Annotated in this window: 15 protein-coding genes; 6 read left to right on the plus strand and 9 right to left on the minus strand. The window is 40.8% G+C overall.

Annotated features, from left to right (window positions below; genetic code table 11):
- Positions 1 to 189: 189 nt before the first annotated feature.
- From U735_RS0109425 to U735_RS0109435, 3 genes are all read right to left on the minus strand, one after another.
- A complete protein-coding gene (locus U735_RS0109425) occupies positions 190 to 756 on the minus strand; it encodes a cupin domain-containing protein (RefSeq protein ID WP_031443591.1) in 567 nt (188 codons plus the stop codon).
- Positions 757 to 985: 229 nt separating this feature from the next.
- Complete coding sequence (gene ppsA, locus U735_RS0109430) at positions 986 to 3,394, minus strand: phosphoenolpyruvate synthase (protein WP_031443592.1); 2,409 nt, start codon at positions 3,392 to 3,394, stop codon at positions 986 to 988.
- A gap of 101 nt (positions 3,395 to 3,495) precedes the next feature.
- On the minus strand, positions 3,496 to 3,948 hold the full coding sequence (locus tag U735_RS0109435) for a pyridoxamine 5'-phosphate oxidase family protein (protein WP_031443593.1): 453 nt from the start codon (positions 3,946 to 3,948) through the stop codon (positions 3,496 to 3,498).
- Between the two features lie 273 nt (positions 3,949 to 4,221).
- Between U735_RS0109435 and U735_RS0109440 the strand changes: the two genes are divergently transcribed.
- The 4 genes from U735_RS0109440 to U735_RS0109455 all read left to right on the plus strand — a co-directional run bounded on the left by U735_RS0109440 (position 4,222) and on the right by U735_RS0109455 (position 8,134).
- The gene (locus U735_RS0109440; RefSeq protein ID WP_031443594.1) at positions 4,222 to 4,731 is read left to right on the plus strand and encodes a nicotinate-nucleotide adenylyltransferase; all 510 of its coding nucleotides are present in this window, start codon (positions 4,222 to 4,224) and stop codon (positions 4,729 to 4,731) included.
- Between the two features lie 377 nt (positions 4,732 to 5,108).
- Positions 5,109 to 6,191: an efflux RND transporter periplasmic adaptor subunit gene (locus U735_RS0109445; protein ID WP_031443595.1), complete on the plus strand. Its 1,083-nt coding sequence runs from the start codon at positions 5,109 to 5,111 to the stop codon at positions 6,189 to 6,191.
- Positions 6,188 to 7,450, plus strand: coding sequence for an ABC transporter permease (locus tag U735_RS0109450; protein ID WP_031443596.1), 1,263 nt, complete (start codon positions 6,188 to 6,190; stop codon positions 7,448 to 7,450). Before U735_RS0109445 ends, U735_RS0109450 begins: the two co-directional genes overlap by 4 nt.
- 9 nt (positions 7,451 to 7,459) lie before the next feature.
- A complete protein-coding gene (locus tag U735_RS0109455) occupies positions 7,460 to 8,134 on the plus strand; it encodes an ABC transporter ATP-binding protein (protein WP_031443597.1) in 675 nt (224 codons plus the stop codon).
- A gap of 38 nt (positions 8,135 to 8,172) precedes the next feature.
- Here U735_RS0109455 and U735_RS0109460 read toward each other — a convergent pair whose 3' ends face one another.
- The 3 genes from U735_RS0109460 to U735_RS0109470 all read right to left on the minus strand — a co-directional run bounded on the left by U735_RS0109460 (position 8,173) and on the right by U735_RS0109470 (position 14,291).
- Positions 8,173 to 9,549 carry a Gfo/Idh/MocA family oxidoreductase gene (locus tag U735_RS0109460; protein ID WP_031443598.1) on the minus strand — a complete coding sequence of 459 codons (1,377 nt, stop codon included), beginning with the start codon at positions 9,547 to 9,549 and terminating at the stop codon, positions 8,173 to 8,175.
- 121 nt (positions 9,550 to 9,670) lie between these two features.
- A complete protein-coding gene (locus U735_RS0109465; protein ID WP_051891938.1) occupies positions 9,671 to 11,647 on the minus strand; it encodes an amylo-alpha-1,6-glucosidase in 1,977 nt (658 codons plus the stop codon).
- Between the two features lie 7 nt (positions 11,648 to 11,654).
- Positions 11,655 to 14,291, minus strand: a complete 2,637-nt coding sequence (locus tag U735_RS0109470) for an MGH1-like glycoside hydrolase domain-containing protein (protein ID WP_031443600.1) — start codon at positions 14,289 to 14,291, stop codon at positions 11,655 to 11,657.
- A gap of 194 nt (positions 14,292 to 14,485) precedes the next feature.
- Between U735_RS0109470 and U735_RS0109475 the strand changes: the two genes are divergently transcribed.
- Both U735_RS0109475 and U735_RS0109480 read left to right on the plus strand, forming a co-directional pair.
- The gene (locus U735_RS0109475) at positions 14,486 to 14,995 is read left to right on the plus strand and encodes a hypothetical protein (protein WP_031443601.1); all 510 of its coding nucleotides are present in this window, start codon (positions 14,486 to 14,488) and stop codon (positions 14,993 to 14,995) included.
- Positions 14,996 to 15,249: 254 nt separating this feature from the next.
- Positions 15,250 to 16,566: a Gfo/Idh/MocA family protein gene (locus U735_RS0109480; RefSeq protein WP_031443602.1), complete on the plus strand. Its 1,317-nt coding sequence runs from the start codon at positions 15,250 to 15,252 to the stop codon at positions 16,564 to 16,566.
- A 102-nt stretch (positions 16,567 to 16,668) separates the two neighbouring features.
- Here U735_RS0109480 and U735_RS0109485 read toward each other — a convergent pair whose 3' ends face one another.
- The 3 genes from U735_RS0109485 to U735_RS0109495 all read right to left on the minus strand — a co-directional run bounded on the left by U735_RS0109485 (position 16,669) and on the right by U735_RS0109495 (position 22,683).
- Positions 16,669 to 19,287: an alkaline phosphatase D family protein gene (locus U735_RS0109485; protein ID WP_031443603.1), complete on the minus strand. Its 2,619-nt coding sequence runs from the start codon at positions 19,285 to 19,287 to the stop codon at positions 16,669 to 16,671.
- A 15-nt stretch (positions 19,288 to 19,302) separates the two neighbouring features.
- The gene (locus tag U735_RS0109490; RefSeq protein WP_031443604.1) at positions 19,303 to 20,697 is read right to left on the minus strand and encodes a sulfatase-like hydrolase/transferase; all 1,395 of its coding nucleotides are present in this window, start codon (positions 20,695 to 20,697) and stop codon (positions 19,303 to 19,305) included.
- Between the two features lie 204 nt (positions 20,698 to 20,901).
- Positions 20,902 to 22,683: a RagB/SusD family nutrient uptake outer membrane protein gene (locus U735_RS0109495; protein WP_031443605.1), complete on the minus strand. Its 1,782-nt coding sequence runs from the start codon at positions 22,681 to 22,683 to the stop codon at positions 20,902 to 20,904.
- Positions 22,684 to 22,690: the final 7 nt, after the last annotated feature.

The following is a 22,690-nucleotide window of genomic DNA, read 5'->3' on the forward strand; positions in this document are numbered from 1 at the left end:
ATGTGTTCTAATTGCATTGCCAAAGGAAGTAATTATGAAGGTTATCTAATATGATATTAATCATCATTCTTATGGCAATTACCATATGATTTTGGCTTGGGAGGTATAATTCTATCCTTGAATTGGCTTAGGAGCATACAGGCAATGAAACGGGCATTTCATATCTTTCAAAATGCTCTGGTAGGTTGGTCATTCAATTTGCAAAGGTGGTCCAACTACCTGCATTTCATTGTCCGCAAAAATTTGTTCAATTTCTTTTGGCCCGGGCTCATGATCTAAGGAGGACATGGCCACAAGGAAATTCTCCAATTTACCTGCTGGTTGGAGAATTACTATCATTTTACCTCTTTCTGAGACCTGAGTCCAGGCGTGTGGAACTTTCTTGGGTAAAAAAATGCTATCGCCTATGGTTAGATTATAAGTTTCTTCGCCTACCTTAAAATAGTATGCCCCCTCTAGGATATAAAATATCTCATCCTGTGTACTATGGACGTGAAATGGAGTTCCTTTCCCTTGGGAAAGGGAAGTTTGCTCAAAAATAGCAAGATCATTATCGGTATCGCTTCCGGATATTTTTACATCCAAGATGTTGGCGTTTACCCCTTTCAATTGTATATGGCCATGAATTCTACCTTCCCCGGCATTGATCTTAAATCCCTTGTCCTTTCTCTTTAAGGTGAAATTCATGGATGAGAACGATACTAAGGGAAGTGTTGCGAGCCCAGAGAGGGCTGCGATAAACCTATTTCTTTGCATAATCAGCGGATTAAAGATTAGCAGGGGAAGTAAGAACATCCTTTTTTGTTCCTATATCCAAGTTACGAAATAAGTCAATTGAATTATATAAATTCTCTTCATAATCAATAAAATAAATGAAGGCCAAAGCTAAGAAAGGAGTTCTATTTAAAGCCGGGCAAAATACTATAATTGCAACCCTACGGTACCGGTTGCAATTATGTAACCTTTATATATGCATTTTATTATTTCAATTACTACTTTCCGCCATTCCAAAACTTACCTTATGATCTTCTGCCAAATTGATATTCTTGATTCCTTCAATGAGTGCATCTGGATTAAAGGATATGGAATGGATTCCTTTTTCTACAAGAAATTGGGCAAACTCGGGATAATCACTGGGAGCTTGTCCGCAGAGTCCAATTTTTGTATTCGTTTTATGGGCGGAAGCAATGACCATAGCGATCATTTTTTTTAGTCCAGGATCATTGGCGTTAAAAATGTCGCTTAAGAGCTCTGAATCGCGATCCACGCCCAAGGTCAATTGGGTAAGGTCGTTGGAGCCGATAGAGAAGCCATCAAAAAAATGTGCGAACTCTTCGGCCAGCATTACGTTGTTGGGAATTTCGGTCATCATATAGAGCTGTAGGCCATTCTCACCCCTTTTCAATCCGTAATCTGCCATAAGGTCAACCACTCTTTCAGCTTCAGTAAGGGTACGACAGAAGGGAATCATTATCTTAACATTATTAAAACCCATGTCCTCCCTGACCATTTTCATGGCCTTGCACTCCAATTCAAAGGCTTCCTGATATTTGGGATGATAGTAGCGTGATGCTCCTCTAAAACCGATCATAGGGTTGGACTCCAATGGTTCAAATTCTTTACCGCCTATTAAATTGGCATATTCATTGGATTTAAAATCGCTTGTACGCACAATAACATCTTTGGGATAAAAGGCGGCTGCAATGGTGGCAATGCCCTCTGCCAGTTTATGCACAAAATAATTGGCTTTGTCAGGGTAGTGGTGGGTGAGTTTTTCAATAGTTTCCTTTACAGTGGGGTCCTTTAGGGTGTCAAAATGCTTTAAGGCCATCGGATGGATTTGGATGGAATTATTGATGACAAATTCCAATCGCATAAGACCAACGCCGGCAGTGGGATAAAATGATAGTTTGAAGGCTTGCTCTGGATCTGCCAAAATAAGCATGGGCTGGGTTGCTGGTTTTTTAAGTGATTTAATATCCACTGTTTTTTCATCCCATTTCAGTATTCCATCGTAAACTACTCCAGTATCCCCATCCGCACATGAAATGGTGATATCCTGGCCATTCTTTATTGTTTTTGTAGCATTAAGGGTGCCAACAATTGCTGCAGCTCCTACCTCACGAGCAACTATGGCGGCATGACTTGTGCGCCCCCCTTGGTCCGTAATGATGCCGGCAGCTTTTTTAAGGATGGGATCCCAATCGGGATCGGTCTTTTCCGTGATGAGTATTTCTCCATGCTGTAGCTTATCGGATTCTAGGGGACTATGTATAATACGTGCCTTCCCTGCAGATATTTTGTTGCCCAGACCCATTCCCCTTGTAATTTCCTTGCCTTTTTCCAGCAAGGTATAGGTACTGATTTTGAGTTTATCCTTTTTTGCACTTTGCACCGTCTCCGGTCTGGCCTGGACTATAAACAATTCATTGGTCAAACCGTCCTTTGCCCATTCTATATCCATGGGACGTCCATAATGTTCCTCAATGATTATAGACCATTCGGCAAGTTTTTTCACCTCGGCATCGGTAAGTACAAATTTTTCCTGTTTTTCTATTGTGGTGTCCAGGTTAAGGGTACCGCTGCCAGAAGTATCGTAAATCATGGTTTTTTCCTTGCTGCCCAATTTTCTTGAAATAATGGGTTGGCGAATACTATTTTTAAGACTAGGTTTATAAACGAAGTATTCGTCCGGATTAACACTGCCCTGAACTATATTTTCACCTAGGCCCCAGGTGCTGGTAACAAGAACTACCTTATCAAAACCTGTGTCCGGATCCAAGGTGAAATTTACTCCGGAACTGGCAAGATCCGAGCGCACCATTAACTGCACGCCTATGGATAGCGCTACCTTGGTCTGGTCAAAATGATTGTCTTCGCGGTATTTTATGGCCCTATCGGTGAATAAGGAGGCATAACATTTATGACAGGCAGCTATCAGTTCATCAAAACCCTTTACATTGAGATAGGTTTCCTGTTGCCCTGCAAAACTGGCATTGGGAAGGTCCTCTGCCGTGGCACTGCTGCGGACCGCCAAGGAAATTTGGGAACCGTATTTTTTTACCAGTGTATTATATCCGTCCTCAAGGGAAGACTTGATAGCTTGCGGAAAATCCGCTTTGGCTATACTTGTTCTTATAGCACTCCCAACTTCCCGTAAATTGGAAAAATCCTTCTTATCCAATTTGGAAATCTCGGCGAATATGGATTCTTTTAATTGCGCTTCTTTCAGGAAGAGCCAGTAGGCGTCCGAAGTAGTGGCAAATCCGTCCGGAACCTGAATTCCTTTTGAGGTAAGTTTCTGGTACATTTCGCCCAAAGAGGCATTTTTTCCTCCTACTTCGGGAACATCGTTTATATCTATGTCATTAAATTGCCTTATATAGTTTTCCATCTCCAATACATTATTTGGGTTATTTAAATTAGCATTATAGAGCAGTAAGGCTAATTGCTAATAACTGGAAAAATAGGGGGAACTAACCTGGGGGGATTATGCTAGGTTTCTTTCCTTTTTCCAGTAATCTCTAATATTTTGATGCGATATACCGTCGGAATTCCGCGGGAGTACAATTTGCTTGAAAATTCACTTATAAATTCAGTTTCCCGATGCTCTTTGGCAAGGATAAGACCCTTTACCCCCTCTGTAAATTGATGCAATTTAAATTTGGCATCGGTTCCTTGAAGTTCTTCATAGGTGCCATGGGCCATAACCGATTGCCAATTGTTGGATGATTTTACTTCCTCGACCAATAAGGTCACCGCTGTATTCTGGCGCATGGCATCTATCTTGTGGCCATCTGCCGAATAACTTATTAGGGAATGATCATCCTTGTCATAATAATAGGTAATAGGGAGAACATAAGGCTTATCCTGATATATATATCCCAAGTGTCCGGTATAGTTGCCCTTTAGTAAGCGAATACTTTCGCTAGTGGTCAAATTTGTCATATTCCTTTTTATAATCTTTAAACTATTCTGTGACAGTTTATGGAATTCCCTAAAAGGCATTTCGCATAAATCCTTATTAACATCAAATCTAATTCCTTCTTTTATGGTAAAATATGACATTGGTCAGTTCTGACTTCTGGGGGTGTGGGATTTCTTAATTGAATGTAGCATAATGACTTAGGTCATTGTAGAAGCCCTTAAGTTGGGATAATTTGCTGCCATTGGACAACGGAAGTCCATGTTAACACTAATTAATATTTAAACTTAATGATCATGAAAAAAATTCTATTTGGTTTATTAGCTATTGGACTAACCACCCAAGCCTTTTCTCAAATTATCCCTACGGTTGAATTATCGGAGGTAACGGTTTACGCCACCAACTATAAATATCTCAATGATATCAACACTGGAGAGTTGGCATCTGTTCCGGTGAAGCTATTGCAGGAAAAGGTGGCGACCTATGATATTAAAAGCTCAGAATATTATCAGGACGATTATGACCTTTATAATATTACCTTTTTTATTCCCGAAGGCAAAATTCTTGCCGCTTATGATGGCGATGGAAAGCTACTGCGCACTGCTGAAAAGTTTAAGGATATAAATTTGCCAACTTCAGTAAGGGAGAGCATAGCGGATCGTTTTCCAGGATGGGTTATTACGAAAGATATTTATTTGGTCTCCTTTACCGATGTTCTAGGTGCAAAGAAAACCTATAAGGTTAAATTGGAGAACGGGGATAAAATGTTGCGGGTTAAACTGGACGAAACTGGAAAATTTCTTTAGGATTAGTATAGGCCCTACCTCTTATTAAATAATGGGTAGGATCAAATCCTAAATTTGGTCAAAGGACATTGCTTTAGCGATGGTAAAAAAAAGCGCTTTAGGGGTGTCCTTTTGTTATGGATTTTATAAAATTTCCAAACGCTCCATTTAATTCGGTTATTTTAGTGATGAAACCCGCTTATATGGGTTTTACGGAATGATGGGGCCAAGCCGGGACACCCACGTAGGGCAATGAGCTATTCAATAATTATATATCGTTTGCTATATTCTTGGATGAACGGTAAAGAATACTTTTGGGATAGAAGCCTATATGATTTTTCTCATATTCTATAAAGTATATTTCCCTTTATTTTGGGCTATCTTAGTTAATATTGTCTATGAGGAATTATTTATTGATCCATTGTCTATTTCTTTTTTTATCCTGCGGAGACAAACAAGAAAAGATATTTCCCACTAAAATCTATCTAACGGAATCGGTTTATGCTTCCGTAACCGTGCAGCCAGATAGTCTGTATCAGGCTTATGCCCCCGTTGCAGGTATTTTGGACCGTAATTTGTTGGAGGAAGGGGAATTGGTAAGCAAGGGGACACCAATTATCCAGATTGTGAACAGTACCCCGAAACTCAACACGGAAAATGCGCGCTTGGCACTTCAATTGGCGCAAGAAAATTACAACGGCAGTTCGGCGGTTTTAGGTTCGTTGGAAGATGAGATCCAATCGGCAACCTTGTCCTTTAAAAACGATTCTATGAATTATATTAGGCAAAAGAGGCTTTGGGATCAAAATATTGGATCGAAAGTGCAGTTTGAGAACCGCAAACTTGCTTATGAAATTTCAGGAAATAATTTAAAGCAACTTAAAAATAAATATGTCCAGACAAAGAACGAACTTTCTACCCAAGTTCAGCAAGCGCTCAACAATTATAATACCTCGCAGCTTACCACCAAGGATTTTACCGTTAGTAGCAAGATCAATGGAAAACTTTATGCCTTATACAAAAACCCAGGAGAAATAGTCAATACTATGGAGCCTTTGGCATCGGTTGGCAGTGCTACGGATTTTATTATTGAATTGTTGATAGACGAGGTCGATATCGTAAAACTTCAGCTGGGCCAAAAAGCCCTTATTACTTTGGATGCTTATGGCAATGAGGTATTTGATGCCAAAGTAAACAAAATATATCCCAAAAAGGATGAGCGTTCCCAGACCTTTAAGGCAGAGGCCATTTTTAGCAATCCACCGCAAGCGCTATACCCTGGTTTGGCAGGGGAGGGAAATATAATTATTTCCGAGAAGGAAAGCGTCTTGACCATTCCCAAGGAGTTTTTATTGGAGGGGAACAAAGTGAGGACTCCGGACGGACTTGTTGAAGTTGTTCCCGGGCTTCAAAATTTGGAGCGTGTAGAAATTATAAATGGTATCAATGAGACCACGGAGATTCTAAAACCTGAAGAATGATCAATTGGAAGGTCATATTGAACATCGCCAAAACCCATCTGTTAACCAAGATGAAATCTACGGTAACGGCCTCCCTAGGTGTTACCTTTGGTATCGGGGCCTATATTACTTTGGTGAGTTTTATGACGGGGCTCAATGAAATGCTGGACAGCCTTATTTTGAACCAAACGCCCCATATCCATATCTACAATGAGATAGAACCTTCAGAAAAACAGCCCATTGCCCTAAATCAGGAATTTGAGGATGCCTTTAATGTGGTTAATTCCGTTAAGCCTAAGCAAAGTCAGAAGAAGATCCATAATGGTCTCCCCATCTTGAATTATCTAAAAAAGGACAAAAAGGTTTATGGTGCAACACCCCAACTAAGGGCGCAGATCTTTTATCTCTCCGGATCTATAGAATTAGGGGGGAACTTGGTAGGAGTGGATATTATGGAAGAGGCAAGACTCTCTAATATTGATGATTATATAGTGGAGGGAACGGCTCAGGATCTAAAAAACAGTGAAAACGGAATACTTTTGGGAGCGGGCCTTGCCAAAAAAATGTCGCTCAAGGAGGGTGATCGAGTACAGGTCAGTACGATAAAGGGCGATGTTTTTCCCCTAAAAATTGTAGGGATATACCAAAGCGGTATTGCGGATATAGATAATATTCAGAGTTATGCCAATCTAAAGACGGTTCAACGTATTTTGGGGGAGGCCCAGAACTACGTCACCGATATCAATGTAAAATTGTACGATATTAACGAAGCCACCGCCATGGCAAGTAGTTTGGGTAAAAAGTTTCAAGTAAAGGCCACGAGTATCAATGAGGCCAATGCCCAATTTGAAACCGGATCCAATATCCGTAACCTGATTACCTATGCCGTTTCCATAACACTATTGATTGTTGCCGGTTTTGGAATCTATAATATCCTTAACATGCTAATTTATGAAAAAATGAAGGATATCGCCATATTAAAAGCTACAGGGTTTTCGGGTACCGATGTACAACTTATATTTATGAGTCAGGCCATGATCATTGGGGCAGTAGGAGGTATTCTTGGGCTATTGGTTGGGTTTGTTCTTTCCAAGCTAATTGATAATGTGGCTTTCGAAACCGAGGCGTTGCCAACAATTACCACCTATCCCATAAACTATAATATATGGTATTATATCATTGGCATTTCCTTCGCACTGATTTCGACCTTCGTTGCCGGTTGGTTGCCTTCCAACAAAGCAAAGCGCATAGACCCTGTGCGGATTATTAGGGGAACTTAACCTAGAAAAATGGACTTCGTTTTAGAGACAAAAAATATTAATAAATACTTTGAAAAGCCTGTGAAATTTCATGTGCTCAAGGATATTTCTTTCAGCATAAAAAAGGGGGAATTTGCCTCTATTATGGGTAAATCTGGATCTGGGAAGTCTACTCTGCTTTATATTTTGTCTACCATGGATACGGATTATACCGGAGAACTATTTTTGAATAACGAGTTGATTACGGGTCAAAAACATAGCAAACTGTCCCAAATCCGAAATAAGAATATTGGATTCGTGTTCCAATTTCATTATTTGTTGTCGGAGTTTAGTGTATTGGAAAATGTGATGCTACCGGCCAAAAAATTGGCAGAGAAGTCCCTGGCGGAAATAGAACACGATGCCATGGAAAAACTAAGAATGTTGGATATAGAAAAGTTGGCCCATCAGCGCGCCTCAAGGATATCGGGTGGGGAAAAACAACGGGTGGCTATCGCTCGGGCCTTGATAAACAATCCTGCTATTCTGATGGGGGATGAACCTACCGGAAATTTGGACAGTCACAATTCCGAAAATGTCTTCAGTATTTTTAAACGGCTTAAAGAGGAGGAAGGTCTATCCCTTTTGATCGTGACACATGACGAGGACTTTGCCAAACGTACCGATCGCATCATCCAGATGGAGGATGGCCGAATTTTGGATTAAAATCCATCATTTAAAACTAGTCGTGAGCCAAGGTAGCCCTATTTAAAATCGTTGGGGTGTGGATGTTTCCAAGGGGCACGATAATCCCTTTGTAAAAGCGCCGTTGCCTCCGCATCATTTACTACCATTATATTTTTAGGGTCATAGATCAACGGTCTTCCGATGGCCATGGCCATATTGGCTAAAATACAACTTGCTGTGGATACATGTCCTTCCCGGATATCGGCAATAGGCAAAGTTCCTTTATCAATGGCCGCAAGGAAGTCCAACATATGCAATCTGGTGGCAGGGGCGGCATTTAATTCTATATCTTTTTCAGTGAGGTCCTCTGGATATTTCTCCTTTTCATAAATTACGTCCATATGGATCTTTTCCCCACCCCCATGCGGAACAAAGTCATATCTCATGGTGCTGCCGGACAGTGTGCCTTTCTCTCCATATAGTTTAAACGACCATGGGTAATCCGGGTCGGCTGGGGTTCCCCAACTTCTATGTTGCCAAACACAGTTGAGTTCCTCATATTCAAAGATGGCTGTTTGGGTATCGGCTATGTTGGATTTTCCGTCTTTTTGTACATAGATCCCCCCAGTGGAACTTATTCTTTTTGGCCAGTCCAACTCAAGCATCCACCTTACGGTATCCAACATGTGCACGCACATATCGCCCATAATGCCATTGCCATATTCCATAAAGGTTCGCCACCAACGTCTGTGGGGGATTCCGTCATAAGGACGCAGTGGTGCCGGTCCGGTCCACATTTCATAATCCAAAAAATTGGGAACCTTTTCCAAGGGAGGATTGCCATTGGCCCTCATATGGTAATAACAACACATTTCCACGTGGGAAACCTTGCCCAATAAGCCGGCATCCACTATATTTTTTTTGGCATCTATAAGATGCGGGGTACTCTTACGCTGGGTTCCAACCTGTACTACCTTGTTATATTTTCTGGCGGCAGCTACCATGGCTTCACCCTCTATTACATCAACACTTATTGGTTTTTGCACATAGACATGGGCCCCGGATTTTAAAGCCTCTATGGCCTGAAGGGCATGCCAGTGGTCCGGGGTACCAATAAGCACTATGTCCAAATCCTTTTCTGCGAGCATTTTTCTATAATCCCTATAAGTTCTGGGGGTTTTTCCGGACGGTTGCCTAAGACTGATAAGCTTTGCCGCTTCGTTAAGTAAATTGTTGTCCACATCGCAGATAGAAACTACGTCTACCTTGGTCACCTGCATTAGCCTAAAAAGATCACTTTTTCCATACCACCCTGTACCAATAAGTCCAACCCTTAGCGGTTTATCCCGATAAATAAGCTCCATACCATAGGATCCAAAAGAGGAAAGTGCCAGGGATGCTGCGGCCCCTTTTAAAAAATGTCTTCGGTTGATGTTAAAAATCTTGGTATCCATGGTTGGTTGATTTATTTGATGGGTTTTTTGGTTTTCAAAAAATACAAAATAACTTCAAGGCTTGAGGAAAATAATCTATAAAATTTTAAGTTGTGATTTATTGCCATGACCAAAACTCTAATCAAACCTTTAAAAAGGTATATTTAGGCATCGGCTCTTCTTCCTGTTCAATTTTGTCGAGCCCAAAATCTATGTACAATTTTATAATGGCCGCTACCGACCAAGCTTGTTGAATGCAGCCTTTTCCCTCTTGGGGTTCACTACCGTTAAAAATCTCGGAAATACAATGTATGCCGTTGTCCTGATAAAAATGTTTGCGCAACGGCTCCAATTCCAACATTACTTTTTTCTTGTTCTCTGTAGAGGTTCCGTAGATTTTGAAATAGGCCTGAAAATATTCATGAAGTAGGAATGGCCATACCGTTCCTTGGTGGTAAGCATGGTCCCGTGACCATTGATTACCTTCATAGTTCGGTTTATATTCCGGACTATCCGGATCCAAGGTACGCAGTCCATAGGGGGTATATAGTTTATTTTCCACGGCCTCAAAAATGCATCTTTGTTGGTCGTTGTCCAAAACGCCGAAAGGTAGACTAAGACAGTATATTTGATTAGGGCGCAGGGCAATGTCCTGCGAGATCCCAGGTATGATCACATCGAATAAGGTTCCTTGTGGATTGATAAAAAATTTGGTAAAATTGGATTCAAACTTGGCAATTAATTCTAGGTAAGCGGCTTCAATATCAACATTGAGAATTTCGCAGAAGTTTTCATAAATCTTAAGGGCGTTATACCATAGAGCATTTACCTCTACTGGACATCCCACTCTGGGGGTAATCACTTTTCCACCTACAATGGCATCCATCCATGTAAGCTGTACCTTGCATTCCCCACCGTAAATAAATCCTTCCTCTGTAATGTGAATGTTGTAGCGGGCGCCGGCAATATGCTGGTCCAATATATTTTTTAATATTTCAATATGATCTTTTACAAATGCAATATCCTCGAATTTTTTTTGGTAGTCATAGCTGGCCACAAAAAGCCAAAGTGTAGCGTCCATGGTATTGTAATGAACCGGGTCTTTGGCGTTATCTGGAAAGCGGTCCGGGATCATTCCCTGATCCACAATTTTAAAGAAAGTATTCAAAATGGATTTGGACAGTTCTTTTTTGCCAGTGGCTATGGTCAATCCGCGCATGGCGATCATAGTATCCCTTCCCCAATCCGTAAACCAGTGATAGCCGGCAATTATAGACATACTATTGGTAGACTTTCTTTGGACCATAAATTGTTCTCCAGATAACATGAGGTCTTTAAAGAACCCAGGTACTAGATTTTCTTTGTTCCCTGTGCTGTTTTTATTGTTTAAGGATAGAGTTTTTTCTATCCCTTCCGTTACAATGTTCTCCTCTATGGTGAAATACAAGATAAGATCTTCCCCTGGCTGCAGTTCATGTACAAGATATCCGATCCTATAATAGTCGCAGACCGATCCGAGGCCACGAGCTTTACCCTTGGAGAGGATAATATTTTTGAACCAACAACGGGCCTCAAAATAATGTCCTGCACTCCACCCGGTATAAACCGGATTGCTCCCATACTCGGGGTATGTCTTTAAATGGTCGTTATTGAACTCCGTAAAGAAATTATAGCAAGGGGTTTCGTGAAATGTGGTGTGAAAATCGTTGTAGGCGTAGAGGGGATGTAGCTCCAGGACCAAAGGCCTATTTCCATTGTTGGTGTAGGTAAGTACAGTGGTGTTGGACCCTGATATCATTTGTACATTTTTGCGCAAATCCCAATCACTATCGGCAAACTGCCAGGTAGGGGAGGGGTCAACATCAAAATTCTTTAAATATTTACCTCCATCAGGAAAAATCACTTTTGGATATTGGTTGGTAGAAATATTATGATATTGCCCATCTATTAGAACGCGCTCCTCAATTTTTGCCACCACCACAGTGCGGTCGGTAGGTGGCTCAAGGGCAGCAACCAATAGACCGTGATACTGTCTTGTATTGGCGCCGTTGACGGCACCTGAGGCATAACCGCCAAGCCCGTTGGTGGCCAACCATTCCTTTTTAAATAGATTTTCCAAATTACAGTTATATTTCTTCCATTAAATTTACCACCAAAGCGGTCCATCCGGTTTGATGTGAAGCTCCTACACCTCTGCCACTGTCCCCATGAAAATACTCATAAAACAAGATCAGGTCCTTAAAATGTGGGTCTCGGTATTTTTCTTCATGCAATTGGTGAATGGGTCTATTACCATTCGCATCCTTTTCAAATAGTTTTATCAGTCTTTTGCCAATTTCATCACTAATATCCTTTAAATTCATCATATTTCCATTACCTGTGGGATAAGAAAATTCCAATTTGTTCCCAAAATAGCTATGATACTCCCTTAGGGAATTTATAAATAAATAGTTCATTGGCATCCAAATAGGCCCCCTCCAATTGGAATTTCCTCCAAACATTCCGGTGGAGGACTCCGCAGGTTCATAATTTATCCCAAAGGTTTTTCCATCTATATGGATAGTGTAAGGCTTTTCGTGAATTTTGGATAGGGACCTTATGCCATATTGGGAAAGAAATTCCTTTTCGTCCAAAATGCTTCCTATCAGCTTTTGTAAGCGCTCTTTTGGTACTAATGATAATAGAACATCCTGATCTTTGGAGTATTCCTCCATTACCTGATATTTTGCATTTTCTATACGGTGTCTACGAAACCATTCCATACTTTTTCTAAACCTGGGTAGCTTGTCCAAATATTCTTTCTTTATATTCAATACCGCAGTAAGTGATAGCAATCCGGAAATGGAACGTACTTTAATGGGTACGGAATCCCCATTTGGGAATATCAACTTGTCATAGAAAAAGCCTTCACTTTCATCCCATGAACCATTATAATCCTGACTTATATTGTTTAAAGCTTCTGCGATAAAGACAAAATGGCCAAAATATTTCATGGTCATATCCTCAAAGGATTTGTCTTCCAGCGCAATTTCCAAAGCCATCTCCAACATGTTTAAACAATAAAGGGCCATCCATGAGGTTCCATCTACCTGTTCCAAGACCCCGCCTCCCGGGATATCGCGACTACGATCGAAGACCCCAATATTGTCCAGGCCCAAAAATCCTCCTTCAAAAACGTTGTTTTCAAGGCTATCTTCACGGTTCACCCACCAGGTAAAATTAAGTGCCAGTTTGTTGAACATCCGTTTTAAAAAGATAAGGTCCCCTTTACCGGTCTTATTTTTCTCCATTTGATACACCTGAAGGGAGGCCCAAGCTTGTACGGGTGGATTAACATCGCTGAAATTCCACTCATATGCCGGTATCTGTCCGTTTGGTGCCATGTACCATTCTTTGGTAAATAACAGCAATTGATCCTTGGCAAAACTGGGATCTACCAAGGCTAGACTAACACAATGGAATGCAGTATCCCAGGCAGCGAACCAAGGATATTCCCAGGTGTCTGGCATAGCCAGTATATCATGGTTTCTCAGTGTTTTCCATTCCTTGTTTCTACCGTTAAATCTATTTTGTGGCGGGGGCATCTCCTCGTGGTCTCCTTTCAGCCACCTTTCCACCTCATAATTGTAATATTGCTTGGACCATAATAGTCCGGCTATAGCCTGTTTTTTTATTTCTTTGGTTTCTTTAGAGGCTGTTTTAAATGTAGCATCCAGAAATTCTTGGGATTCTTGGATTCTTTTTGAAAAAGCAGTTTCAAAACCCTTATCGAATGGGGCTTCCAGAGAAGAGGAAGTCAGCCTCAATTTAATCGTTTTTGTTTCTCCCCCCTCAAGATTCAACCCGTACAGGGGTGCGAATTTGGTGCCTTGATTATTTTTGGAAATAATGGAATATTCGTTGTTCACCACGGAATTGTGAAAAAGATCCTTTTTAAAGGGATGATCGTTGGGCTGCGCATAGACTTTCTCCATATTGGTCTCGTTCTCTGTAAACAGCAATCGGGATGGTTTTTCAAAGTATAGGTTGTAGTTACCTACATAGATGTGGTTTATGGAAACAAAGGTCTGGTCTTTAGTGGTTTGTTTTTTTATGATAGGTTTTTCGGGCATGCCTACGAAACTCCACAAATTTCTGGTCCAAAGTGTTGGTAGAACATGTATAGGAGCAGACTTTGAACTTCTATTGCTAATAGATATTTTTATGAGAATGTCTTCATTGTCCGCCTTGGCATATTCCGTAACGACATCAAAATATTCATTGTTGTCAAAAATGCCGGTATCCAAAAGTTCGTACTCAAATTCGTTTTTTCCCCGCCTCCTGTTTTCTTCCACCAATTGTACATATGGAAATTCGTTTTGCGGATATTTGTAAAGATGCTTCATATAGGAATGGGTAGGGGTGTTCTCCAAATAGTAATAGAGTTCCTTAACATCCTCTCCGTGGTTTCCTTGTGGTCCGGTTAGGCCAAAAAGACGCTCCTTTAGAATACGGTCTTTACCGTTCCATAAAGTTATTCCAAAGCATATATTACTATATCGGTCAGATATCCCGGCAATACCATCTTCCCCCCATCTATAGGCCCTACTACGGGAATCCTCGTGTGAAAAATAGTTCCATGCATCCCCATCCGGACTGTAATCTTCCCTAACCGTGCCCCATTGCCTCTCACTTAGATAGGGGCCCCATTTAAGCCAATCCTTTCTTTTGGATCGGGAATCGTCCAATCGCTTTTGTTCTTGCGATGTTTTTTCTTTATTCATTCTATTAAGATCACATAAAAAAAGGTGCTGCGTTTAACTATTGTCGCGCGCAATAGGAACCTTTGAATTTCATAATTAAAGATAGTATATGTTTAACACATTTTTAACCTGACAACCTTTTAAATAATAACTTGGATGGCATTTTTTTTGAGGCTAATAATGAAAAAACGGAGGTTTAATTAAAATTTTTTAAGATGAAAAAATTTATGTTTACCCTTTTGTTGGGTCTAATGTTAACTGGATGCCAAGCACAAAACGACCAAGGCAAATCAAAGGAGGATTTGGCGAAAAAAAGTACGGACAGTCTTACGGTGGATAAACCGAAAATAAGTTGGAAGGTAGATAAGAAATACGATGAAGCGGGTAATATTATTGGATATGATTCTATTTATTCCTACTACTATGACAATATGGGAAAATTTGCAGAGGAAATGGATTTGGATAGTATTATGAAATCCATGAAGTTTTTTTCCCATGGTAAATTATCTTCCTTAATGGAGGACCATAATTTTAGACAGTTTATGGATATGGATTCCCTTATGAACGGTAACCAATATTTTAATGATTTCTTTGAAAGACATCGTAACAATAACTTTTCGGACATGCGAAAACTATTTCAACAAATGGACTCCTTACAAAATATGATGATGGAAAAGCATCGTAGTTTTCTTCTGGAAGACAAAGAAGAAAAATCCAAATTATAAGGAATAGTACCACTTCCCATATAACTTAAAAAATTGCTTTGATTTATAGGGTAAGGCAATTTTTTACATACTATTTTAGGATAATATTGGTTATTTAACATTTTTGGGAGTTTTCTGTAAAAATGTACATTGTACGTTTCCAAATAAATCTCTATCTTGACGACCCGTTCTTGAACTTCAATTTTTTATTGTGGTGCAATGACAAAATGATTTTTAACTTTAAAACATGAAAAACTAAACAAACAAGAAATACCATGACCAATATTAAAAATAGTAGAAGAGATTTTGTAAAAAGCAGTGCACTGGTAACAGGGGCAATGATTTTACCTACCATGCAAATGAATGCTATGGTAAACGTCGCTAATGAGAAGAAATTAAAGATAGCCTTGATTGGTTGTGGTGGTCGTGGTACAGGTGCGGCACAACAGGCCTTGAACGCGGATCCCAATGTTGAATTGGTGGCTATGGCCGATGCCTTCGAGGACAGGTTGCAGGGAAGTTTAATGAATTTGCAGAAGGAGTTTAAGGATTCCAAGAAGGTAAATGTTCCCAAGGCCAATCAATTTGTTGGTTTCGATGGCGCAGAAAAGGCTATAGACATGGCGGATGTAGTAATATTGGCTACCCCTCCCGGATTTAGACCACAGCATTTTGAATATGCAGTAAATGCAGGAAAACATGTATTTATGGAAAAACCGGTTGCTACGGACATACCAGGAGTAAGAAAGGTGTTGGCAGCGGCACAAGTGGCAAAGGATAAGAAATTAAACGTGGTTGTAGGTCTTCAAAGGCATTATCAGGACAACTATTTGGCGGGAATAAAGCATATTAAGGATAATAAGATAGGAAAAATTGTTTCCGGTCAGGTATACTGGAACAGTGGCGGAGTTTGGGTAAGGGAAAGACAGCCCGGACAATCCGAGCTGGAATACCAGATGCGCAATTGGTATTATTTCAACTGGTTGTGCGGAGATCATATTTTGGAACAGCACATCCACAATATAGATGTTGCCAACTGGTTTATTGGGGAATATCCAGTATCGGCACAAGGATTTGGAGGAAGACAGGTAAGAACAGGAAAGCACCATGGGGAAATTTTTGATCATCATTTTGTAGAATATACCTATCCAAGTGGGGCGGTAATTGCCAGTCAGTGCCGCCATATGCCAGAAACCATGAGTAGGGTAGCCGAAACATTCCAAGGTACCAAGGGTACTATAGAAACTTATGGTGACAATACATTTATTAAGGATTATGCCGGTGGGGAAATATTTACCCATCGTGGAAAGGATGATCCTAACCCTTATCAAGTGGAGCATATTAAACTTTTTGAATCTATTAGAAACAAAGGCGTTATTACCGATGCGGAGAATGGTGCCATGAGTACCATGAGTGCTATCATTGGTAGAATGGCTACTTATTCCGGTAAGGTAATTAAGTGGGAGGAAGCCATGACTTCCAACATTGATCTGGCTCCGGATAATTTAACCTGGGATTCCCCAGCACCGGTACAACCAAATGCTGATGGTACTTATAACATACCAACTCCTGGGAAGACAGTTGTGATTTAAGCTTTTAAAACAATAATAATTAATCCCAAACTTTCTTAGTTTATAGAAAGTTTGGGATTTTTTTGTTGGTCCATATGGCGTTAATAGAACTACCGAGTTTATTTAATCAAGGTTAATTTCCAATATTCGATTGTTAACGGTTTTGGCCCTAATATTCTTAAGTGTCTTTTTTCTATTGTTTTCCACATCCTGGATTACAATGGTATATTTTTCTTTATCGAATACTTTGGGGGCAAAGGTGTTGGCTGCCATACGAATGGAATAAACTAGTTGATTATTATTATCGAAAACTGAAATAACTGGTTTGCTCACGTTGGCAACCTTTATAGTGGGCAACCATGCAACAGCCTTTTTACCATAATTGTCTTCTTGTTTAATGGTGATGGGCCACCCTGGAAATTGTTCAATTGTACCGCTGCTAGGGTCGGTATATCTGGGCCAACAGGCCGTGGTTATGGTCCTGTCTTTTTTGTTGAAGGTTACCAGGCCATAACCGGTTGCCCTATTATGTATAATGGCCGGCTCAATCCCGGTATCGAAAGGATTGCCAACAGCATGTACCGATAGTTTATTGCCAAATCCGTCCACATGGTTCCCTACATAGGCCGGGTCATCATAGGTATGGGAGTCACTATTTACTTCTGGCCAGAACCTTCTGGGCCAAATATTGTTCAAGGCAGGACCTGCAAAGGCGTAACCACTGTCTCCGTGCTCATCAGTGCCATATTGGATAAAACTTCCCAAATGTTGGTCACCAGCAATATGAAATGCATAGCATTTTCTGATAGCCTCAACGGCCTTGTCCCTTTTGTTTGCTGGCCATCCATTGGAATCCATGTCCACGGTAGGGACATCACCGAGTACGTATTCTCCTTTTTTAGGAATAGGTAAGGAGGGAACCACGTCATCATTTAAAGCTGTTTTGGGCAAGGTGGCCACAGTGGCAAAATTGGTCTGCGATAGCACTACTTTTATTTCTGCCCCATTATTCCAATCCTGGGTCCAATGATCTATAAAATCGTGTTGCCGTTGCCCCAAAAGTGTGGCATCTAGATCCCTGTATTGTTTTATGTCGAAATCTTTATTTTGTATCCATCCATTCCTTACCTGGGCTTCGGGCGGTAGAACATGCTTGGGGGCGGATTTGAATTTTCGATCCTCTAGGATGGCAAAACTAATGCCCCCGTAATTCCAGTGCGTGTAGTAGACACCAATATTTTGTTTAACCGGGCTAGGGTCGAAGGGATCTGGTAAATGACTGGTTTGGGTAAATTGCACCATGTTTACCCATTCAGCAGGCATTTTGTAGCCTCCGGAATCTTGGGCCAACATACCATGGCCTTCACTGGTATCGGCCTTTTTACCGCTCTCGCCCCATACATTACCGTGATACACATCATGGTCATCCGGGATTATGGCGCAGGGTTTATGTCTAAAGAGTTCGCGGTAAGACCAACCGAACATCATCCACTTTCGCAGGTAATCCAGACATAGGTCGTCCATGTCACCACTTCGTTCTGCCCCAAATCCACCAGTACCTTCGTAAAACTGATCCCCAAGGAAAAGAATGATGTCCGGATTTAATTTAGCTACATTTTCATGAACGTCGTTATCAGGGAAACCATAGTGGAAATTACAGCTAAAAACCGCAGCCGATACGGATTCTTTATTTAATGGCTCTTGGGCTATAGTACCTTCATAGGTGTATTGGTGGATTTCATTTTTTAATGGGATTTCCACCAATATTCGGTAAGGAATATCTGAATTGGCGTTCCAATTTTCAACTACGAAGTTTACCGCTCTGCCTATATGTTCCAACTGGGTATTGGTTGTGGTTTTCCATACTCCCTGTTCCTTGAATTGGAGCTGAACGGAATTGCCTTCAATTTCTTCTATTGGCGCTAATTGTGTGGTGAGTTTTAACTTTCTATCGTGAAGGGTGTATTGGGCAAAGCAAATGGGGCCGTATAATTGGTCTTTGTTTGAAATAAGATTATCTGCAGTTATATTCCAGTTGGAATAGCCGGCCAAAGGTTGGGAGGCATGGCTCTTGTCCGTTGTTATATCGGCCAGTAGGGCAAAATTCCCTACTAGGTTTTTACCATCGACATATATATCTTCTTGGGTATGGATCAAGGTGTTTGTTATCGGCTCCAGAACATCAACCTTCAATCGGTATTTATCATTGTAAGGCTCTAAATGCACTTCCAAACGAAAGGTTTCAGGTATTTTATTTAGGCTGGTATCAAAGAGCTGTCCACTTACCTGAAGTTTTCCGTTGGGGTTAAGACCAATATCAAAACCTTTGCCAAAGACAGCCGCCGATCGGTAATCATCAAAAGGACCACTACATCCCAATTGCATACCTAGGCATCCCTCATCGGTATTGGCAATACTCTTGTTCAATAGGGTTATATCCACACTAACTTCCAATGGGGTTATGGAATCTGTTTTTTGAACCGTCAATAATTGAAGATTTCTATTTCCTGCACTTATGTTACAAACGGCCATGCCATCTTCTAGGCGCCAATCCTGGAGTCGGTTTCCCCAGTATTCCGGACCTACCCATTTCATATCGGGCCAGTTGTGCCAATTACTTTTAAATTGTATGTCTTCAAGTAATTTTTCTTGGCTTATGGTCCCAAAGGGAAATGCCGAAGCGGAAAAACTGGGCAATAGGGTTCCCAGTGCTATGGTCTTTATATATTTTCTTCTGTTCATATATCTAGATTTATACTATGGTTGTATTAGAGGATAATTAATGTTGTATTGGTAAAGCTGTTGTTTTTTCCATTCTGCTCCTTCCAAAAAAAGGGGATGGGGGAGGGAAACATCCCACTTTCCTAATTTTTCTAAGAGGTCTCGCGTGATATCCAAGTTGTCAAGGGCTATATTATGCTGCTCAGAAATATCTGAAGGAAGGTGAAACAAAAGTGGCAATCGATCTGGAAGTCGGATCAATTTATAGTCCCCTTCCCTTATGGCTGCACTTATGGTAAAGCGCCACATGAGATTGTCATGGGGTATTTGCTTGCTACCTTTCATAAGATAAGGCATTAGATTGGTACCGCTAAAAGGGTATTCTTTTACATTTCTACCAGCAAAAGCCAAAAAGGTTGGGACAATGTCAAGCGATGAAATCATGTGAGAGTAGGTTTCCCCAGAGGGCAGCGTTTTGGGCCAATTTAATATAAATGGAACATGTACCCCACCTTCCAATAAGGTGCCTTTTTTACCGTTGTACGGGGAGTTGATGGAACCGTTATCAATAGGTCCCCCATTGTCGCTTATAAAAACGACAAGAGTATTTTTGTCCAAACTATATTCTTTTAAAGCACCTATAATTCTACCCACATTAACGTCAAGCCTATGTACCATTGCCGCGTACGTCCGTCTTTTACTATCCTTTATATGGCTGTATAATGCCAAATCGGCTTTGGTAGCCTGCATAGGTGTGTGTGGGGCATTAAAGGAGGCAAAAAGAAAGAACGGCTCTTTTTTATGACGTTTTATAAAATCGACACATTCATCACCCTTGTCGTCTGTGATATAGGTGATAGGCTGTGGGATTTTGTAATTGCATTCAATGGGGGCCATGTATCCCTTTGCTTCCGGATTGGAAGTGAAGTAATCGTGTCCGCCACCACGATATCCCCAAAATTCATCGAAACCTCTATTTAGGGGATGAAATTGATCCTCATAACCCAAATGCCATTTCCCAATAATGCCACTTATGTAGCCCAAAGGTTTTAAATAATCGGCTATGGTCTTCTGTCCTATGGGCAAACCAAGGAATTGGGGGTCGAATCCTGGTTGGGAGTGAGCTAGATTGTTGTCATGTCCAAACTCTACCTGATTGATTCCAGTGATAAAACCAGCTCTTGACGGACTACAAACAGCAGAGGAAACGTAGCCCTGGGAACAAAAAATCCCCGTTTGAGCCAGTTTATCTATGTTAGGGGTCTTTATTTGTGTACTTCCGGTAAAACCTAAATCCCCATAGCCAAGGTCATCGGCAACAATAAAAACAAAGTTGGGTCTATCATCTGTTGCGTTGGTCTTATCATGGCTTTTTTGTGAGAATAATGCAAATGAGAATAGATAGATTAAAATATGGAAATTGGGTTTCATGGATTGAGAATAGCTTATTTGGAAGTTAATATTAAACTCAAAATAGTTGGGCACATATGAGTTATTTTCATAAATAGAACCTATTTATAAGATTAAGTGACAAAACTAAATAGCAAACATTCAGTATAATTAAAAATGGGATGCCCGTTTTTACAACAGGGCATCCCAAATTTAAACTAATTATAGTAACTCAAAAAGTTATATCTATTCCCATCCTGGGTTCTGTTCCAGCTGGGGATTTAACACTATTTGGTCGGAAGGTATGGGTTCCAAATAATAATGTTCGGGAACCCCTGGCGGCATTCCAAAAGGAGACACATAACCTTCTGCAGCTCCTCCTTGGACAGGTAAATTGTTGCCATAATCGGAATTAACAACCCATCTTCCCAACTTTTCCTCGGCACCATATTCTACGAGCTTTTTCCAACGCTTAATATCGAATACCCTTCCCAAGCCCTCTCCTAGGAATTCTATACCTCGTTCGCGCCTTATTTCCCACAGCGCAGGCGCTACGTCTGCATCCCTGGTAGGGTCATCGGGGATACTTGCCAAGTTCAAGGGTGCCACGGCTCCTCTGGTTCTTAATTTATTGATGGTAGCATCCGCTACTTCTTGGGTAAATTGCCCTAATTCATACATGGCCTCCGCATGATTTAAAAATACCTCTCCCATTCTAAATATTGGGGCATCGTGGGAATCCCTATTTTGTAGCCTACTTATTTTATTCGAGAATTTATAGAAGGCGTATCCGGTATAAGTTACATTATACCCATGTCCTTCATTAAATTTTCTAAAGTGAGGGGAGGTTCTTACCACAAGGCCCCGCCAATTTATTGTTGGCAGTGTTTTATGGGTATCATCACTTAGAGTGGCCATTAAATCTATATATTCCCTACTCTTTGGGTCGGAATCATATTCCCAGGTTAATTGGTTTTGTCCACCAGTGTATACCCTAAACGGTGGAGGGGTATTGAAGTACAATCTGTGGTCACGATTTCTAAATTCGTCATAGGCATCTTGTTCCCCATCAAATAAATCACTTGTATGGATCGTCTCACCGTCCAAGCACAGATATTGGTCCACGGCTTTTTTGGTAAGGTCCCGGTGACCAATGGAACTTCTGTTGTAATGGGACCATCTTCCGTTCTGGACTCCAAACTCATAGGCTTTGTACAACAAAATTCCTTCTACCCCATTTAGGGTCTCACTATTAAATACCTCGTCATAACTGGAATGTAGATTGGGATGATCGGCAATTAACTGAGCGCTGGCGTCAACGCTAGCCTGTAGATATCGAGTTTCATCACCAAGACCATGATATTTCCTCCAAGTACCTTCGTAAAGACCAAATCTTGAAATTAGGGCACGAACAACATCCGTATTTATAGTATTGGGTCCACTACCTTCAGGATTAATTATGTTTTCAGCCTCCAATAGATCATTCAATACAAATTGGGACAATTCATTTCTACTGGTTTTAGGACCGTATAGGATATCTTCGTCCACTTCGGTAAGGGATTTGTCTACCCATGGCACTTCTCCATAATTGGCGATCAACTGCACGTATTCATAGGCTCGGAAAAAAAGTCCGACACCTTTCCAGTGTTGTTTTTCACCGTCTGTTAATTCACTATTGTCTATGTTGTCTAACATTAGGTTAGCGCGCCGTATATTAATATAAGAGTTACTCCAGAGACTGGAGGAAGAGGGCACGGTCTTTCTTTGCCATAAAAGTTCATCCCCTTGTGTTCCCGCATTATTGACCAAAAGGTCACTTCCCATTTCCCTATTGATTGGAGTTAAGTCCCAATACCCAGGAAAGGAATTGGCATACATGGACCAGGCATAGGTTTCGAAATTGCTATTGGTTGTAAAGGTGGTTGATACAGTTAATTGATCTTTTGGAAGTTTTTCCAATATTTCATCTGAACAGGAACTTCCAATAAAGGTTAAAAGAATTATTACTCTTGTATATATTTTTTTCATCTCTCTG

The organism is Arenibacter algicola, from assembly GCF_000733925.1.
Classification (GTDB): domain Bacteria; phylum Bacteroidota; class Bacteroidia; order Flavobacteriales; family Flavobacteriaceae; genus Arenibacter; species Arenibacter algicola.

Bases quoted from the DNA above. Each gene is read 5' to 3' on its own strand.
- U735_RS0109425 (WP_031443591.1), bottom strand. From the start codon at position 756: ATGCAAAGAAATAGGTTTATCGCAGCCCTCTCTGGGCTCGCAACACTT.
- ppsA (WP_031443592.1), bottom strand. From the start codon at position 3,394: ATGGAAAACTATATAAGGCAATTTAATGACATAGATATAAACGATGTT.
- U735_RS0109435 (WP_031443593.1), bottom strand. From the start codon at position 3,948: ATGACAAATTTGACCACTAGCGAAAGTATTCGCTTACTAAAGGGCAAC.
- U735_RS0109440 (WP_031443594.1), top strand. From the start codon at position 4,222: ATGAAAAAAATTCTATTTGGTTTATTAGCTATTGGACTAACCACCCAA.
- U735_RS0109445 (WP_031443595.1), top strand. From the start codon at position 5,109: ATGAGGAATTATTTATTGATCCATTGTCTATTTCTTTTTTTATCCTGC.
- U735_RS0109450 (WP_031443596.1), top strand. From the start codon at position 6,188: ATGATCAATTGGAAGGTCATATTGAACATCGCCAAAACCCATCTGTTA.
- U735_RS0109455 (WP_031443597.1), top strand. From the start codon at position 7,460: ATGGACTTCGTTTTAGAGACAAAAAATATTAATAAATACTTTGAAAAG.
- U735_RS0109460 (WP_031443598.1), bottom strand. From the start codon at position 9,549: ATGGATACCAAGATTTTTAACATCAACCGAAGACATTTTTTAAAAGGG.
- U735_RS0109470 (WP_031443600.1), bottom strand. From the start codon at position 14,291: ATGAATAAAGAAAAAACATCGCAAGAACAAAAGCGATTGGACGATTCC.
- U735_RS0109475 (WP_031443601.1), top strand. From the start codon at position 14,486: ATGAAAAAATTTATGTTTACCCTTTTGTTGGGTCTAATGTTAACTGGA.
- U735_RS0109480 (WP_031443602.1), top strand. From the start codon at position 15,250: ATGACCAATATTAAAAATAGTAGAAGAGATTTTGTAAAAAGCAGTGCA.
- U735_RS0109485 (WP_031443603.1), bottom strand. From the start codon at position 19,287: ATGAACAGAAGAAAATATATAAAGACCATAGCACTGGGAACCCTATTG.
- U735_RS0109490 (WP_031443604.1), bottom strand. From the start codon at position 20,697: ATGAAACCCAATTTCCATATTTTAATCTATCTATTCTCATTTGCATTA.
- U735_RS0109495 (WP_031443605.1), bottom strand. From the start codon at position 22,683: ATGAAAAAAATATATACAAGAGTAATAATTCTTTTAACCTTTATTGGA.